Source organism: Sediminibacterium roseum (genome assembly GCF_009939005.1).
Classification (GTDB): Bacteria; Bacteroidota; Bacteroidia; order Chitinophagales; family Chitinophagaceae; genus Sediminibacterium; species Sediminibacterium roseum.
Map to the genome: position 1 here is coordinate 77,056 of NZ_JAACJS010000002.1, position 16,133 is coordinate 93,188.

The 16,133-nt window shown below is 48.5% G+C and carries 13 protein-coding genes and 1 tRNA gene; 10 read left to right on the forward strand and 4 right to left on the reverse strand.

Annotated features, from left to right (window positions below):
• Positions 1 to 71: 71 nt before the first annotated feature.
• Positions 72 to 144: transfer RNA gene (locus GWC95_RS00230), tRNA-Phe, on the reverse strand.
• 132 nt (positions 145 to 276) lie between these two features.
• On the reverse strand, positions 277 to 1,716 hold the full coding sequence (gene asnS / locus GWC95_RS00235) for an asparagine--tRNA ligase (protein ID WP_161816662.1): 1,440 nt from the start codon (positions 1,714 to 1,716) through the stop codon (positions 277 to 279).
• A gap of 415 nt (positions 1,717 to 2,131) precedes the next feature.
• Here asnS and rho point away from each other — a divergent pair, with 415 nt between their 5' ends.
• Together rho and GWC95_RS00245 are read left to right on the forward strand one after the other, a co-directional pair.
• Complete coding sequence (rho, locus tag GWC95_RS00240) at positions 2,132 to 3,736, forward strand: transcription termination factor Rho (protein WP_161816663.1); 1,605 nt, start codon at positions 2,132 to 2,134, stop codon at positions 3,734 to 3,736.
• A gap of 99 nt (positions 3,737 to 3,835) precedes the next feature.
• Entirely contained in the window at positions 3,836 to 4,651 is an 816-nt protein-coding gene (locus GWC95_RS00245) for a ThuA domain-containing protein (RefSeq protein WP_161816664.1), read from the forward strand.
• 8 nt (positions 4,652 to 4,659) lie between these two features.
• On the opposite strand, the gene GWC95_RS00250 is transcribed toward GWC95_RS00245, so the two are convergent.
• Together GWC95_RS00250 and GWC95_RS00255 are read right to left on the reverse strand one after the other, a co-directional pair.
• Positions 4,660 to 5,196 (reverse strand): DsrE family protein, encoded by a 537-nt coding sequence (locus GWC95_RS00250; RefSeq protein ID WP_161816665.1) that lies wholly within the window; start codon positions 5,194 to 5,196, stop codon positions 4,660 to 4,662.
• A 73-nt stretch (positions 5,197 to 5,269) separates the two neighbouring features.
• Positions 5,270 to 5,914: an START domain-containing protein gene (locus GWC95_RS00255; protein WP_161816666.1), complete on the reverse strand. Its 645-nt coding sequence runs from the start codon at positions 5,912 to 5,914 to the stop codon at positions 5,270 to 5,272.
• 310 nt (positions 5,915 to 6,224) lie between these two features.
• On the opposite strand from GWC95_RS00255, the gene recA reads away from it, so the two are divergent.
• The 8 genes from recA (at position 6,225) to uvrB (ending at position 16,133) form a co-directional block, all read left to right on the forward strand.
• Positions 6,225 to 7,235: a recombinase RecA gene (recA, locus tag GWC95_RS00260; protein ID WP_161816667.1), complete on the forward strand. Its 1,011-nt coding sequence runs from the start codon at positions 6,225 to 6,227 to the stop codon at positions 7,233 to 7,235.
• Between the two features lie 622 nt (positions 7,236 to 7,857).
• Positions 7,858 to 8,724, forward strand: a complete 867-nt coding sequence (locus tag GWC95_RS00265) for a 1-acyl-sn-glycerol-3-phosphate acyltransferase (protein ID WP_161816668.1) — start codon at positions 7,858 to 7,860, stop codon at positions 8,722 to 8,724.
• A gap of 94 nt (positions 8,725 to 8,818) precedes the next feature.
• Positions 8,819 to 9,655, forward strand: coding sequence for a KPN_02809 family neutral zinc metallopeptidase (gene ypfJ, locus GWC95_RS00270; RefSeq protein WP_161816669.1), 837 nt, complete (start codon positions 8,819 to 8,821; stop codon positions 9,653 to 9,655).
• A 57-nt stretch (positions 9,656 to 9,712) separates the two neighbouring features.
• Complete coding sequence (locus tag GWC95_RS00275) at positions 9,713 to 11,371, forward strand: amidase (protein WP_161816670.1); 1,659 nt, start codon at positions 9,713 to 9,715, stop codon at positions 11,369 to 11,371.
• A 50-nt stretch (positions 11,372 to 11,421) separates the two neighbouring features.
• Positions 11,422 to 12,543, forward strand: a complete 1,122-nt coding sequence (locus GWC95_RS00280) for an esterase-like activity of phytase family protein (protein WP_161816671.1) — start codon at positions 11,422 to 11,424, stop codon at positions 12,541 to 12,543.
• A gap of 73 nt (positions 12,544 to 12,616) precedes the next feature.
• Positions 12,617 to 13,201, forward strand: coding sequence for a peptidylprolyl isomerase (locus GWC95_RS00285; RefSeq protein ID WP_161816672.1), 585 nt, complete (start codon positions 12,617 to 12,619; stop codon positions 13,199 to 13,201).
• A 189-nt stretch (positions 13,202 to 13,390) separates the two neighbouring features.
• Positions 13,391 to 13,966: a DUF4136 domain-containing protein gene (locus GWC95_RS00290; protein WP_161816673.1), complete on the forward strand. Its 576-nt coding sequence runs from the start codon at positions 13,391 to 13,393 to the stop codon at positions 13,964 to 13,966.
• Between the two features lie 127 nt (positions 13,967 to 14,093).
• Positions 14,094 to 16,133 carry an excinuclease ABC subunit UvrB gene (gene uvrB / locus GWC95_RS00295; RefSeq protein ID WP_161816674.1) on the forward strand — a complete coding sequence of 680 codons (2,040 nt, stop codon included), beginning with the start codon at positions 14,094 to 14,096 and terminating at the stop codon, positions 16,131 to 16,133.

Sequence of the window (16,133 nt, forward strand, 5' to 3'; positions counted from 1 at the left end):
TAAAAAACCCCAACATTTCTGTCAGGGTTCTCTAAGTTCAGTCCACCTTCGCTGAAGCTTCGGTGGACAAGTGGTGTGGGCCGGGATCGAACCGGCGACACAAGGATTTTCAGTCCTTTGCTCTACCGACTGAGCTACCGCACCGTTGATAGGGCTGCAAATATAGGATTGTAGGGTTAAATTCAGAAATTATCCACAAAAAAACTTGCGGAACGTTTCAACAAACAAAAAAACAGGCGCCGGATCTTCCCGGCGCCTGTTTTCTTATTGCATTTGCTAGAATTCGCAGTTGTTCGGGGTTCTTGCAAAAGCGATCACGTCGCGGATATTCGTCATGCCGGTTACAAAGAGTACCATGCGCTCAAATCCAAGACCGAAACCCGCATGCGGAACCGTTCCGAAACGGCGGGTATCGAGGTACCAGCTCAGTTCTTCGGCGGGGATATGCATTTCTTTCATGCGCTGCTCCAGCTTGTCGAGCCGCTCCTCACGCTGCGATCCGCCCACGATCTCGCCGATGCCGGGTGCGAGGATGTCCATCGCTGCAACGGTCTTTCCGTCGTCGTTCTGGCGCATGTAGAAGGCTTTGATCTCTTTCGGATAGTTCGTGAGGATCACCGGTTTTTTGAAATGTTTTTCTACCAGGTAACGCTCATGCTCGCTCTGCAGGTCAACGCCCCATCCTTCCACCGGGTATTGAAATTTCTTTTTCTTGTTGTGGTTGCTCTCTTTCAGGATCTCGATCGCTTCTGTATAAGTAAGACGCTCAAAATCGTTGTTGAGCACAAATTCCAGTTTTTCGATCAGGCCCAGTTCACTGCGTTTGTCCTGCGGCAGTTGTTTTTCTTCCTCCGCCAGGCGTTGCGCGAGAAAGCTGAGGTCCTCGCGGTTGTGGTCCATCACGTACTGGATCAGGTATTTGATGAATTCTTCGGCGAGGTTCATGTTGTCTTCAAGGTCGTTGAAGGCTACTTCCGGCTCGATCATCCAGAATTCGGCGAGGTGCCTGGTGGTGTTCGAATTCTCTGCGCGGAAAGTGGGGCCGAAGGTGTAGATATCGCTGAAGGCCATTGCACCCAGTTCGCCTTCGAGCTGGCCGCTTACCGTGAGGTTGGCGCTTTTTCCAAAAAAATCTTCTTTGAAATCGATCGCACCATCTTCTGTTTTTGGAAGGTTCTCCAGTGGCAGTGTGGTTACGCGGAACATTTCACCCGCACCTTCTGCATCGCTTGCGGTGATCACCGGTGTGTGCAGGTAAACAAACCCCTTCCTGTTAAAAAACTCATGAACGGCGAAAGCAAGCGAATGCCTTACGCGGAACACCGATCCAAATGTATTGGTACGGAAACGCAGGTGCGCTTTTTCCCTTAAGAATTCAAGGCTGTGCTTTTTGGGTTGCAGGGGATATTTTTCCGCGTCGCTATCACCCAGTATTTCTATCGTGTTTGCTTTTACTTCGAGGGTTTGACCCTTGCCCACAGATGCAACAATTTCACCTGTTACTTTTACGGAAGCGCCGGTGGTGAGGCGTTTCAGCAAGGCATCATCAAAAGAACCGAGTGTGGCCACAACCTGGAGGTTATTGTTCGTGCTGCCATCATTGAGGGCTATGAACTGGTTGTTGCGGAAAGTACGCACCCAACCCATTACGGTAACTGTTTGCCCGGCCTCGCCCGTTGCGAGCAGTTGTTTGATCTTTGTTCTTTTGTTGAACATGCTTGTTGTTTATTTTATGGTTTGTTTCTTATTGATCTATAGGTTTGCCTGGGGTTACTGGTACGATTTTTTTGTTTTTTGACTGCACAGGCAGGCAGGGATCAACAAAAATACCCGGCAAACTTTTCAGGGCAGCAAAGATAACCAATCCGCCAGCCACAACCCGTTTTAACACCCATTCTTCACTAAATCCGCATAAAAAATCTTGTTTTACGGAAAAACTGGCTTAACATTGCAATGGAAACCAAACCGAAGGGTCTTCACTAGCTCCTGGCAGAACCGGTTTACTCTCTTTCCGATCAAAACATACAAAGCCCATTCTATCTGAGTTCCGATTTCTTTAGACTGGATTTTAATTATTGACAAATTGAATTCCCTCATTAACAATTTCCCCCATTAACAGATTCCATTTTTTATGTACGACATTTTGCAATTGAATGACATGCTGCTGCCCGAGTTGCTTGATATTGCTGAGCAATTGAGCATTACAGGTGCCAAGAAACTTGACAAACAGGGACTGATCTACAAGATCCTCGATAGCCAGGCGGTACAGGCCAGCGAAACCAAGGACGACCCCAAGAAAAAAACTTCGCGCCCGCGCAAACCGGTCACGGTTAAGACCACCAACGGCACCGAAGAGGCCGAAGTAATGCAGGAAGCGCCGGTTTCAGAAAAAGCGGCTCCTAAAAAGGGCCCGGTTCGCAAACAAAGAACAGAGAACCCGCGCAACGCGCAGCCGCAGGGCAATGCAGACGGCGCCCAGCCAACCGCACCGCAGGATGCATCAGAAACCCCTTCGGGCTCTGAAGAACCACAACAGCCGGGCGAGGCCACGGCACAGGAAACACCGCAACAGCAACACCCCCGCCAGCAACAACGCAAAGAACCCGCATTCAACATCGAATTTGAAGGAGTGATACTCGGCGAAGGCGTTCTCGAAATGATGCCCGACGGATACGGTTTCTTACGCTCTTCCGATTACAACTACCTGTCATCACCAGATGATGTATACGTATCTCCCTCACAGATCAAACTCTTTGGTTTGAAAACCGGCGATACCGTGCACGGCGCGGTTCGTCCACCCAAAGAAGGAGAAAAATATTTTGCCTTACTGAAAGTAGACAGCATCAACGGCAAACGCCCGGATGAGGTGCGCGACCGCGTTCCGTTCGATTACCTCACACCGTTGTTCCCTTTTGAAAAACTGAATCTTTTTACAACATCCAATAATTACAGCACACGCATCATGGACATCTTTACCCCGATCGGTAAAGGACAGCGTGGCCTCATCGTTGCACAACCCAAAGTTGGTAAAACGATGTTGCTGAAAGAAGTGGCCAACGCCATTGCGGCAAACCACCCGGAATGTTACCTCATGGTTGTATTGATCGATGAGCGCCCGGAAGAGGTTACCGATATGGAACGCAGCGTTCGCGCAGAAGTGATCGCCTCTACATTTGATGAGCCCGCAGAAAAACACGTAAAAGTATCAACCATCGCATTGCAGAAAGCAAAACGCCTGGTTGAGTGCGGACACGATGTGATCATCCTCCTCGATTCCATCACACGTCTTGCACGTGCACACAATACCGTTGCACCCGCTTCCGGTAAAGTATTATCCGGCGGTGTGGAAGCAAATGCGATGCAGAAGCCAAAACAATTCTTTGGTGCGGCACGTAAGATAGAACACGGTGGATCACTCACCATCCTCGCTACCGCCCTGATAGAAACAGGAAGTAAAATGGATGAGGTGATCTTCGAAGAGTTCAAAGGTACCGGTAACATGGAGCTGCTGCTCGACCGCCGCCTTGCAAACAAACGCATCTTCCCTGCCATCGACCTTACCGGTTCTTCAACGCGCCGCGACGACCTGTTGCTCGATAAAGAAGTATTGGGCCGCATGAACATCCTGCGTCTCTTCATCAACGATATGAACACCGAAGAAGCGATGAGCGAGTTGCTGAAACGGATGAGAGGAACGAAAGACAATGAAGAATTCCTGGCGTCTATGAACAGGTAACCAGGCCAAACATAACAAAGGAACCGCGAATGATTTCGCGGTTTTTTTTGCATAAAAGGAAAAAGCAAATGATGTATCTTTTCAATCAAACAAAAGATCATGCAGGCCAAAAAAATATTTTCTTTCGTTGTATCGTTCACGATACTAGCCGTTGCTTCTGCACAGAAAAAACCATTGTTCAGGGTCGTCGCATTCTTCACGGCCAAAAATGATCTTGCGCACATTTCGTACGTACACGAGGCGAACAGGTGGTTCACCGAAACGGCGGCAAAAAATAATTTCACATACGACTCAACCGATAACTGGGGCAACCTCAACAAACCATTCCTGTCGCAGTACAACGTGGTTTTGTTTTTAGACACACGCCCCGAAGCGCCCGAACAGCGCGCGGCATTCAGGAAATACATGGAGCATGGCGGCGCATGGATGGGATTTCATTTTGCGGCGTTCGCCTTAACGCCATCAACGTATAACCAGGACTGGGATTGGTACCACAACGAATTCATCGGCGCAGGCCAATACGCAAGCAATACCTGGCGGCCAACACCGGCCATCCTGCGGGTAGAAAATAAAAAACACCCGGCAACAAGAAACCTTGGCGAAACATTCAGGTCGTCGCCAAACGAATGGTACCGCTGGGAAAAGGACCTGCGTAAAAATCCGGCTATCGAGATCCTGCTATCGATCGATTCAACAAGTTTTCCCCTGGGAACGGGCCCTAAGCAGCACGAGATCTGGCACAGCGGCTATTATCCCGTTGCATGGACCAACAAAAAATACAGGATGGTTTACGTAAACATGGGCCACAACGATATGGACTATGGAAAAACCAACGGCACACTCTCCTACACTTTCGCCAACGACACACAAAACCGGTTTATACTGGACGCCTTGTTCTGGTTGGGAAAAAAATGACGAACCGGTTATTTAAAATTAATATAGGCATACCCCTTCAACTGGTAGGTTGTTAAAACCGTGAGCGAAGCGGTTGCGATCTTTACTTCGGGAACAATATCGGTGTCGGCAATCTTCGCCTTGATCATGGTTTGCCCGCATGCGAAAAATTTCACGCCTGCGTTGCTCAGTTCGGTGATAAGAGGAAGATTCGGGTTGTTTGTTTTGAACGATTTCTGAAAACGTTCATTTGTAAAACCCGCATAGGTTCCCATTTTGCGGAGCACCACCACCATATCTATGTTTTTGGGAGGAACACCACCCACTACGTGCAGGTTGTAAAGCGTGGCCACGGCCTCGAGGTAAACATTGAGCGAATCGGGTTTCTCGGCAGCGTCTGTGATCTCTACCAGGATCTTGTATTTCATTTTCGGATCGGGTTTTTCAGTTGCATTGGCAACATCATATACCGACCCGAAATTCTTGATCGCGGGATTTACTTTTTGTTGTGCGGAAACAGAGGCTACAAAAAAGCAAAGGACAAAGGCAGACAATATTTTGTTCATAGACATAAGTTTATCAGAACAAAATAGCCAAAATCAAAAACACAAAATGAAACATTGGATAAACGGCGGCCCGCTATTCAACGATAAACGGCGGCCGGGCGGAAACGTATTCCGGTTTGGAAAGTTGTTTGCGGAGGTTTTTGAAAGTTTCTACCAAACCTTTCGATGCAAACGGGTTGATGAGCCAGGCCGGGAGATCGCCGCCCGGGTCAACCTGCAGTATGTATTCGATCTTAACCTGGTTCGGCCCCTGCGGAGTGATCACCCAGGTGCCCGAAGATTTTTCAATGCGCACAAGGTTGGGTTTTGCGGGAACGAGCCCGGACACATTTTTCGCGTCTACGCGCGCAATTTTGGTGCGCGGGTCCTGTGAGATCACCACATGCGAAACAAAATCGCGGTTGGCCGTGGGCCACGGAAAAGCCACTTCCGAATAATAATACAGCTCAGCCGGCGAAACTTTTTTGATGAGACGGGTCGATTTGCTGTTGTAGATCCAGTCATCGTACGAATCGACGTCCATCAAAACAGAAACGAACTGCGAAACGGAGCACGGAAACACCGATTCGATCTTGACCGCATTGATCTTGGAATCGGCCAGTTTTTTTGAATAGGTTTTGATGTTGTCCTTATCCGATTTCAGCTTCCAGTCATCCTGGCCATGCACAAACGGGCATATAACAATGAGCAGAGCGGAAAAAAGGAAATGTTTATACATAATTAAAGTATGGCATTAACGAACGTGCAATTTGGGTGCCAGATCGCCGGGTTGAATTGTGGCAACCGGCCCGTTGTTCAACGATTTGCGCTTTAACAGGTTACATTTCAAACAAAAAAGGTGTAAAAACGGTTCAAATCAGGTACAAATACGCTTGTCCTGGCTTCCCGGCCATATTACTTTTACACCATGATCAACAATAATGTTAAACTAAAGACGTTAGGAAAAAAATACTAAAAATATTAGTGTTGATAACAAAAAACCATTACTTTTACGTCTCCATTAAATTTGATCCTTAAATTCTAACAAAATGAGTAATGCAGAAAAACTGAAGGCGCTAAAGCTTACGATTGATAAGATCGACAAAGACTACGGAAAGGGAAGTGTGATGATGATGAACGAAAAGAGTGCAGAACCAATGGAAGTGATTTCCACGGGTTCCATCGGTTTGGATGCGGCGCTCGGAGTAGGTGGATTACCGAAGGGAAGGATCATTGAAATATACGGGCCGGAGTCGTCTGGTAAAACCACGATTGCGACGCATGTAATTGCCGAGGCGCAGAAAAAAGGCGGTATGTGTGCGATCATCGATGCGGAGCATGCATTTGACAGTGCCTATGCGCAGAAACTGGGCGTGGATGTAGACAACCTGCTGATCTCGCAACCGGATTATGGCGAGCAGGCTTTGGAGATCGCAGACAGGCTGATCCTGTCTGGTGCACTGGATGTTGTTGTGATCGATTCCGTAGCAGCGCTCGTTCCAAAAAGCGAACTGGAAGGTGAGATGGGCGACAGCAAAATGGGTCTTCATGCAAGGTTGATGAGCCAGGCATTGCGCAAGCTTACCGCTACGATCAATAAAACAGGCACGATCTGTATTTTCATCAACCAGCTTCGCGAGAAGATCGGTGTGATGTTTGGCAACCCAGAAACAACAACCGGTGGTAATGCATTGAAGTTTTATGCATCGGTACGTTTGGATATCCGTCGCATGACACAGATCAAAGACGGCGATGCCGCTATCGGAAACCATGTAAAGGTTAAAGTGGTAAAAAACAAGGTAGCGCCACCGTTCCGCGCAGCAGAATTTGATATCATCTTCGGAGAAGGCGTAAGCAAGCTCGGCGAGATCATCGATATGGGTGTAGAGCTGGGCATTGTTCAGAAAAGTGGTTCCTGGTTCAGCTACGACAGCAACAAACTCGGCCAGGGCCGCGATTCAGTAAAATCATTGCTCCGCGACAATCCGGAAATGGCCAATGAGATCGAGGCGAAGATCAGGGCCAAGATAAATGAAGTAAAAGTTGCCGCAGAAGCATAAAGGATGAAGGATGGCCAGAGCGGGCTGATTGCTGGTGATTTTCGGGGATGGGGATCGGGGATGGAGGCCCAGAGATCAGAGATCGGAAACGGAATTCAACCCGCAACGGGTCCGGAATTCGAGCCGGAAATTCATCCCTGATTGAAACCGGGATTTAACCCGGAACCCGGTCCATTATTCGAACGGGAATTCAAAAGGAGTTCAATCCGTAATTGAAATCGGAGTTAATCTGGAATTCAATCCGAGATCCGAACCGGATTTAAAGCGGAGTTCAATCTGTGATTAATCCACGATCCAATCCGGCTTTCATCGGTCCAATCCGCAACTGCATCGACATAAATTTTTGAGGATGGGTTAGTTAGTTAAAACAGAAGAGTCACGCGGGAGCGTGACTCTTCGCATTTTTGACCTCCTCCAAAAAGCAACCAAACACCCGCCGATTTAGCTATTTTCTATTGACAAATAGAAATGTTCGTCTATAAGCGCTCAATAATTAACGGAAACCGGTATTCTGTGATAACTCTTCGCATGATGATTTATATTCAACCAAACAAAACTGCGGTTGATTTATCGATTGATCAAACTAATGGTAAAGCTCGCCCTGCAAATCTTCTGCAGGAAAATGTCCGTGACCGGCAGTCGGTTCCTGGAGACCCAGGGCCCGCTATTGATCACCGCCAATCACCCCAACTCCTTTTTTGACGCAATCTTGATCGGCGCCCTTTTCAAACGGCCCGTTCATTTCCTGGCGCGTGGCGATGCATTCACAAAACCCTGGCACAGTAAAATGCTGCGGATGCTGCACATGATCCCCATTTACCGCTTGAGTGAAGGCAAAGAAAACCTAGGGCTGAATGAAAAAGCGTTCCGGAGAAGCAAAGAGATTTTATCAACCGGGGGAATCGTTTTGATTTTCATCGAAGGAATATGCGTGAACAAACACGAGTTGCAGCCTTTTAAAAAGGGCGCCGCCAGGATCGCAAGCGAAAACAAGGCACTACCCGGGTTTAGCATACTACCTGTGTCGCTCGCCTATGATTCTTTCTGCAGTTTTGGAAAGATCATCAACATCATCCTCGCACCACCCATCGACGCGAAAACCCTTTTTATCTACGAAGAAGAACCCAAAAACAGTAAACACTTTAACACGCTGCTTTTTGATGTCATCGGCCAAAACATAGCGATCCCGCATCACAAAGCCGCCATCGCTCCTTTACAAAAGGGTTTACTTTTTATACCCGCCGCAATCGGCATGGCCATACATTTCCTCCCCTACCTGTTGATCAAAAAAATGGTAAGGGTAAAAACCCGGTCAACCGTTTTTTACGATTCAGTTCTGTTTGGTGTGCTGCTGGTGGTTTACCCGTTTTTTGTTTTGTTGATTTGCGCAGTTTTGTACCTGTCTGGAATACCGGTATCCTCAGCAGTTCTTTTATCCCTTTCCCTGCCGATCTTTGCGCGGTGTGCGGTAGTATATAAAAAGTCTTGAGCGGTTTTTGGAACGAAGCAAAAACCTTCGTGGTGCAGGCCGCCCAACCATCGGGCATACTTTTTTCATAACCATTTTTCTAAAACCCTGACATATGCTCTGGCAAGGAAGACGCGAAAGCAGCAACGTAGAGGACCGCCGGGGAATGAGCGGCGGACTGATCGCGGGCGGCGGCATCGGTACCATTATTATCGGATTGCTTTATTTTTTACTGGGCGGCAATCCTTCGGATGTGAACAGCAACCTGGGCCCGCAGCAGTATACGCAGTCGGGACCAAGAAGTGCGAAAGAAGAAGAACAGGCATCGTTCTCCAAAGTAGTGCTTGCCGACACCGAAGATGTATGGGCAGAGATCTTTCGCGAGAACGGAAGCACGTATTCAGAGCCCACGCTGGTGTTGTTTTCCAACCAAACCCAATCCGGATGCGGTTTTTCGAGCGCGGCCACCGGTCCGTTCTATTGCCCGGCAGACCAGAAAGTCTACATCGACCTCTCGTTTTTTGATGAACTGGAAACCCGGTTCAATGCGTCGGGCGATTTTGCAAAGGCCTATGTGATTGCGCATGAAGTAGGGCACCACATCCAAAAACTAACCGGTGTTTCAGACAAAGTGGACAACCAACGGCAGAACCTGAGCGAGCGCGCATTCAACAAACTTTCTGTTCAGATGGAACTGCAGGCAGATTTCTATGCAGGCGTTTGGGCCAACCGTGATCAGAAAATGAAGAAAATACTCGAAGCCGGCGACATAGAATCTGCGCTCAATGCGGCCAACGCCATCGGCGACGACCGCCTGCAGAAACAAAGCAGCGGCCGCGTGGTTCCTGATGCGTTCACACACGGAACTTCAGAACAGCGAATGTATTGGTTCAAAAGAGGCTTTGAAACGGGCGACATTACCAAGGGAAATACGTTTGCAGAAGTGCAGTAAACAAATGGTTCGTATCTTGACATTGGTCTATGATCCCTGTCAATTTATGAACCACCCATGAAAAAAATAACCGCCCTTTTTGCAATGCTCATCAGCATTGCTTCTTTTTCGCAAGACACCATTTCCAAAAGCGATGTTGCCGCTGCCTCGCGCCTGCTCGATCTCCAGTTTTCGCAGAAAGAAATCGATACCATGTACGATGGCGTAAAAGAAAACCTCTTCGGCTACCGTATGATGCACAAACAAACCCTGGCCAACAGCGTTCCAATGACGCTGTGGCACAGCCCGGTATTGCCGGGAATGAAGTTTGATGAAAAACAAGAGCCGGTAAACTGGAACATCCCGCCGAATGTGTCGTTACCGGCAAATAAAAATGATCTTGCCTTTTATTCTGTTCTTCAACTTGCATCACTCATCAAAAACAAAAAGATCAGCTCGGTGGCGCTCACGCAGTTTTTTATTGACCGGATAAAAAAATTCGGCGATACGCTTCAATGTGTGATCTCGGTAACGCAAGACATTGCGATGGAACAGGCAAAGCAGGCCGATGCAGAAATTGCCAAAGGAAAATACCGCGGGCCGCTGCATGGTATCCCATATGGATTGAAAGATCTTTTCGCTGTAAAAGGAACCAAAACAACATGGGGCGCGGCTCCGTATAAAAACCAGGCTATCGAACAAGATGCATTTGTTTATACGCAACTTAAAAATGCCGGTGCGGTACTTGTTGCAAAATTCACACTCGGCGCACTGGCGATGGGCGATAACTGGTATGGCGGTAAAACAAAAAATCCATGGAACCTCAAAACAGGATCGTCGGGCTCCTCTGCCGGCTCCGCATCAGCAACGGTTGCGGGTTTGGTTCCCTTCGCGATTGGAACGGAAACCTGGGGCTCGATCGTTTCTCCCGCTACCACCTGCGGCGCCACAGGCTTACGCCCCACGTTCGGAAGCGTTAGCCGCAGCGGGGCGATGACGTTGAGCTGGAGCCTCGATAAGGCTGGCCCGATCTGCAGAACGGCAGAAGATGCCGCTGTTGTTTTTAACTATCTCCACGGCACCGATGGCCTGGATATGAGCGCGGTGAACAAACCCTTCAACTACAAACAGAAAGCCGATATCAAAAAAATGCGGGTTGCTTATGCGAAAAATTATTTCGATAAGATAACAGATACAAGCCGCAACGAGTGGAAGGTGCTGGATGCCTATAAAAAAATGGGCGTTGAACTGATCCCGTTGAACTTTCCGGATAGCGGTGTTTACAATTTCAACATCATGGACATCGTGATCAGCGCCGAGGCCGCCGCTGCGTTCGATGAATTCACAAGAAACAACATCGATGATGAAATGACCAATCAATCCAAAAACGATTGGCCCAATACGTTCAGGATCTCAAGGCTCATGTCGGCAACCGAATACATCAACGCCAACCGCCACCGGTACCTGTTGATGCAGAAAGTGAACGATGCATTGAAAGACATTGATGTATTGATCTGCCCCACAAGAGGAAGCGGTAACCAGGGCGCCATTACCAACCTTACCGGCCACCCGGTGGTAAGCGTGCCCTGCGGGTTTGATAAACGGAACAACCTGCCCACCAGCTTCACACTGATAGGCCGTTTGTACGACGAGGCCTCTATCCTCGCCGCTGCAAAGGCCTACCAGGATGCAACACATAGGGATGAGATGCACCCGCCTTTGTTTACGAACCCATAATGCCCGAGGCAAAAAAAATGAATGTACGGGCGACCAACAAAACAATCTACATGCGGAGACCTTTTGTATTCATATTGCTCCTATGCTCTTGCCTGTTGGCCGGCGCACAAACCAGCGTTGGTGGATTGAAATTGCTGGATGTATACGTTGTGCCGCACAGCCTATCGTTTCAAAACACAACCGTAGGCGGGTTGTCGGGCATTGATTACGATGCCAAAACAGGATTGTATTACATGATCAGCGACGACCGTTCGAGCATAAACGATGCGCGTTATTATGCGGCAAAGATCCACATCCATCAAAATAAAATCGACAGCGTTGTTTTTGTAAAGGCGGTAACGCTGCTCCGGAAAAACGGCCGCCCATACCCGGGCACCAAACAGGACCCGCACCACACACCCGATCCCGAAGCAATGCGTTACGATCCGGTGCGCAAACAATTGGTATGGTCCAGCGAAGGCGAGCGGATTGTAAAAGGAAAAGATACCGTGCTGGAAGATCCGGCCATTACCATCATCAAAACAAACGGAAAATACGTTGACACGTTTCCGCTCCCGGAAAATTTAAAAATGCACGCAACGGAGCAAGGCCCCAGGCAAAACGGTGTACTGGAAGGAATGACCTTCGCAGACAACTTCAGGTCGCTTTACATAAACCTTGAAGAACCGCGCTACGAAGATGGCGCGCGGGCAGAGGTAACGGAAAACGATGCCTGGGTGCGCATCTATAAATTTGATGTGGCATCCCGAAAGAACACGGCACAATATGCTTATAAACTCGATCCCGTTGCTTATCCGCCGTTGCCGGCAGACGCATTTAAAGTAAACGGCATCCCGGATATCCTTTCCATCGGCAATGGCAGGTTCATCGTTCTCGAACGGTCTTTTTCAACAGGAAGATTACCCTGCACCATCAAAATATTTCTTGCCGATACAAAAGGCGCAACAGATATAAAGAACAACCCTTCCCTCAAAAACAAACCCGCTGCAAAACCCGTTTCAAAAAAATTGTTGTTGAACATGGATTCGCTCAACGCGTATGTTGACAATGTAGAAGGCGCAACACTCGGCCCCCTGTTGCCGAACGGGCACAGGTCGTTGCTTCTCGTGGCCGACAATAATTTTTCGGATAAGGAACAGACACAGTTTTTCCTGATGGAGATATTGCCGTGAACTTTCAGCGGCCCGCGTTAATGCTGCCCGTTTACCAGGGCGCAGGTTTCAAAGCATCCACTATCTTTATTGCATGAAACAAGCCGCTCTTATTTTTCTCACGCTGTTTTTCTTTTCCTGCCGGGAAAAGAATACAACAACGCCGCATGTAGAAATACGAACAGACAAGGGAGATATTGAGATAGAATTGTATCCCCTTCAGGCGCCAAAAACGGTGGCGGCTTTTCTTTCTTACGTGGATTCCGGGTTTTACACCAATACAAGTTTTTACCGTGTGCTGAACGATGAGAACCAGCCATCCAATGCCGCCAAAACAGAATTGATACAGGGCGGCATGTGGCGCACGAGAAACAAGGAGGCCACGCGCATAAAGGGAATTCCGCATGAAACAACGGAACAGACAAAGATCCTGCATACAGACGGCGTAGTATCACTCGCGCGGCGCGAACCGGGAACAGCTACCACGGAATTCTTTATCTGCCTGGGCAAACAACCCGGCCTTGATTACGGCGGCGAAAACATTGAAGACAAACAAGGCTACGCCACTTTCGGAAAAGTGGTAAAGGGCATGGACGTGGTGCGCAAAATCTACCGGCAGAACGAGAGCGACCAGTATTTTGATCCACCCATTTCCATTTACTCCATCAAGCGGCTCTAACGCGCAGCTATTAGCGTTTCTTTAACGGGGCGCGCCAACAACTCCGGGCCATAATTTCAGTCTAACCAGTAAGGTATGTGTCAACGGCTGATGCGTATCGCTTTTAAGATTTCCTTGGCTTGCCATGGCATGTGTATTGCATGTGTATAAGCAGGCAGATTAACCTAACAATTAAAAAAAGGATGAGTTATGAAAAAGATTCATTGGTTGCTTGGCGTAGTGGTGAGCGCGATCGTCCTTGCAGCTTGTGGTAACAAGGCTTATGTACAGAAAGACCCAACAGTAGATTTTTCAAAGATCAGGACCTACGCCTGGGTAAGGGCGGAGAAAGAGAAAGGTTCGGCGAGACCGGGCCGTACAAATGACCTCACGGATAACAAGATCCGCGCGAGCATGGATAAAAATTTATACGCACAAGGTTGGCGCATGACCAGGAACAGGCCCGATGTGTTACTGGTGTATGATGTAGACATCCAGAAAGAAGTAAGGAACATAAAGGACCCGGTTTATTCACAACCCATGACGCGCTGGTATTACAGTCCGTACAGGCGTGGCTATTACCCGGTTTATTATCCATCAGAATTCCTGGGCTACAGCAACCAGCAGCAAACCGTTAACGAAGGAACGCTCACACTGACCATACTGGATGCACAGACGGAAAAAACGATCTGGCAGGGATGGACAACCTCCGATGTAAACGGCCGCCGCATGACGGACAAAGAAATTGACGACAATGTGAAGGCAATAGTAAAAAAGTTGGGATAACAATCTGTCTTCCCCATTTCCCAACAAGGCCACCTGTATCGGACAGGTGGCTTTTTAGTTGTGAGGTACCGCAGTGATTAACCAAACTCCTGGCTCCAAACTCTTAACTCTTAACTAACTTTGTAACATGCCTTTCAAACTTCATGCACCCTATGCCCCGGCCGGCGACCAGCCTTCTGCGATCAGGCAACTGACAGACGGGATCAACAGTGGCGAACAATTTCAAACCCTGCTGGGTGTAACCGGTTCGGGAAAAACATTTACCATCGCCAATGTGATCCAGAATACACAAAGGCCAACGCTTGTGCTTACCCACAACAAAACACTGGTGGCGCAGTTGTATGGAGAATTCAAACAGTTTTTCCCGGAGAACGCCGTTGGCTATTTTGTAAGCTATTACGATTACTACCAGCCCGAAGCCTACATGCCGGTAAGCGATGTGTACATCGAAAAAGACCTGAGCATTAACGAAGAGCTTGATAAATTAAGGTTACAGGCTACCTCGCAGTTGTTGAGTGGCCGCCGGGACATTATCGTGGTGGCAAGTGTTAGTTGTATTTACGGTATGGGAAACCCTACAGAATACGAGAACGGCATTGTACGTATTCAAAGAGGGCAACGCATTTCGCGGCAGGGTTTTTTGCATTCGCTCGTGAACTCACTTTACAACCGCTCACAGGAAGAGTTCAAACGCGGAACATTCAGGGTGAAGGGAGATACGGTTGACATCAACCTGCCTTACGTAGATTTTGGCTACCGCGTGACCTTCTTCGGCGATGAGATCGAAGAGATCGAAAGCATAGAAACGGCATCCAGCAAAAGAATAGGAACGATGGACAATGCCGCTATCTTTCCCGCAACACTCTACCTCGCTCCCAAAGACATGATCGTAAATGTGATGCACGAAATACAGGACGAGATGATGGCACAGGTAGAGTACTTTAAGGCCTCCGGCAAATACATAGAGGCGCAGCGCCTGAAGGAGCGCGTTGAATACGATATTGAAATGATACGCGAACTTGGGTATTGCAACGGTATCGAAAACTACTCAAGGTTTTTCGACCGGCGCAAACCAGGCACGCGCCCCTTCTGCCTGCTTGATTACTTCCCGAAAGATTATCTCTGCGTGATCGATGAGAGCCACCAAACCGTTTCGCAGGTAGCGGGCATGTATGGCGGCGACAGGAGCCGGAAACTGGTGCTCGTAGATTATGGGTTCCGTTTGCCAAGTGCCATGGACAACCGCCCGTTGAATTTTCATGAGTTTGAAAGTTTAACGGGACAAACCGTTTTTGTTAGCGCAACGCCCGGCGATTATGAACTTGAAAAAACAGGAGGCGTGGTGGTAGAACAGATCGTTCGCCCAACGGGACTGCTCGATCCGCCGATCGAGATCCGCCCAAGCGTAAACCAGATAGACGACCTGCTCGACGAAATAGACCGCACCGTAAAACGCGGCTTCCGCGTACTCGTTACCACGCTCACCAAACGCATGGCCGAGGAAATGGACAAGTACCTGGGCCGCATCAACATCAAATCAAAATACATTCACAGCGATGTGGATACGCTGGAGCGCGTGGAAATATTACGCCAACTGCGCCTGGGCGACATCGATGTATTGGTGGGTGTGAATTTATTGAGAGAAGGGCTGGACCTTCCCGAAGTGGCATTGGTGGCAATATTGGATGCAGACAAGGAAGGATTCCTGAGGAACGAACGCTCGCTCACCCAAACCGCCGGCCGCGCCGCGCGTAACGTGGAGGGTAAAGTTATTTTCTACGCCGATAAAATGACAGAAAGCATGCAGCGCACCATAGATGAAACATCGCGGAGAAGGGAGAAACAGGTTGCGTACAATACAGAACACGGCATTGTTCCAAAAACGATCATAAAATCGCGCGAGCAGGTTTTTGCACAAGGATCGGTGCTCGACATAAAAGGTTATGATCCTTCAAGACCCTATGCTTTGCAGGGCGACGAAGAGATCGTTCAGAAAGTAGCGGCGGAAGAACAGGAAACCTACAAAACAATTCCGCAGATGGAAAAGGCCATCGCCAAAACAAAAAAAGAAATGGAGAAAGCGGCGCGCGATCTTGATTTTATCGAAGCGGCGCGGTTGAGGGATGAAATGTTCAGGTTACAGAAAGAGTTGGCAAACATGAAATAG

What these genes read in the sequence shown, in the direction of transcription:
- asnS (WP_161816662.1), bottom strand. Translation starts at nt 1,716, where the DNA reads ATGTTCAACAAAAGAACAAAGATCAAACAACTGCTCGCAACGGGCGAG.
- rho (WP_161816663.1), top strand. Translation starts at nt 2,132, where the DNA reads ATGTACGACATTTTGCAATTGAATGACATGCTGCTGCCCGAGTTGCTT.
- GWC95_RS00245 (WP_161816664.1), top strand. Translation starts at nt 3,836, where the DNA reads ATGCAGGCCAAAAAAATATTTTCTTTCGTTGTATCGTTCACGATACTA.
- GWC95_RS00250 (WP_161816665.1), bottom strand. Translation starts at nt 5,196, where the DNA reads ATGAACAAAATATTGTCTGCCTTTGTCCTTTGCTTTTTTGTAGCCTCT.
- GWC95_RS00255 (WP_161816666.1), bottom strand. Translation starts at nt 5,914, where the DNA reads ATGTATAAACATTTCCTTTTTTCCGCTCTGCTCATTGTTATATGCCCG.
- recA (WP_161816667.1), top strand. Translation starts at nt 6,225, where the DNA reads ATGAGTAATGCAGAAAAACTGAAGGCGCTAAAGCTTACGATTGATAAG.
- GWC95_RS00265 (WP_161816668.1), top strand. Translation starts at nt 7,858, where the DNA reads ATGTCCGTGACCGGCAGTCGGTTCCTGGAGACCCAGGGCCCGCTATTG.
- ypfJ (WP_161816669.1), top strand. Translation starts at nt 8,819, where the DNA reads ATGCTCTGGCAAGGAAGACGCGAAAGCAGCAACGTAGAGGACCGCCGG.
- GWC95_RS00275 (WP_161816670.1), top strand. Translation starts at nt 9,713, where the DNA reads ATGAAAAAAATAACCGCCCTTTTTGCAATGCTCATCAGCATTGCTTCT.
- GWC95_RS00280 (WP_161816671.1), top strand. Translation starts at nt 11,422, where the DNA reads ATGCGGAGACCTTTTGTATTCATATTGCTCCTATGCTCTTGCCTGTTG.
- GWC95_RS00285 (WP_161816672.1), top strand. Translation starts at nt 12,617, where the DNA reads ATGAAACAAGCCGCTCTTATTTTTCTCACGCTGTTTTTCTTTTCCTGC.
- GWC95_RS00290 (WP_161816673.1), top strand. Translation starts at nt 13,391, where the DNA reads ATGAAAAAGATTCATTGGTTGCTTGGCGTAGTGGTGAGCGCGATCGTC.
- uvrB (WP_161816674.1), top strand. Translation starts at nt 14,094, where the DNA reads ATGCCTTTCAAACTTCATGCACCCTATGCCCCGGCCGGCGACCAGCCT.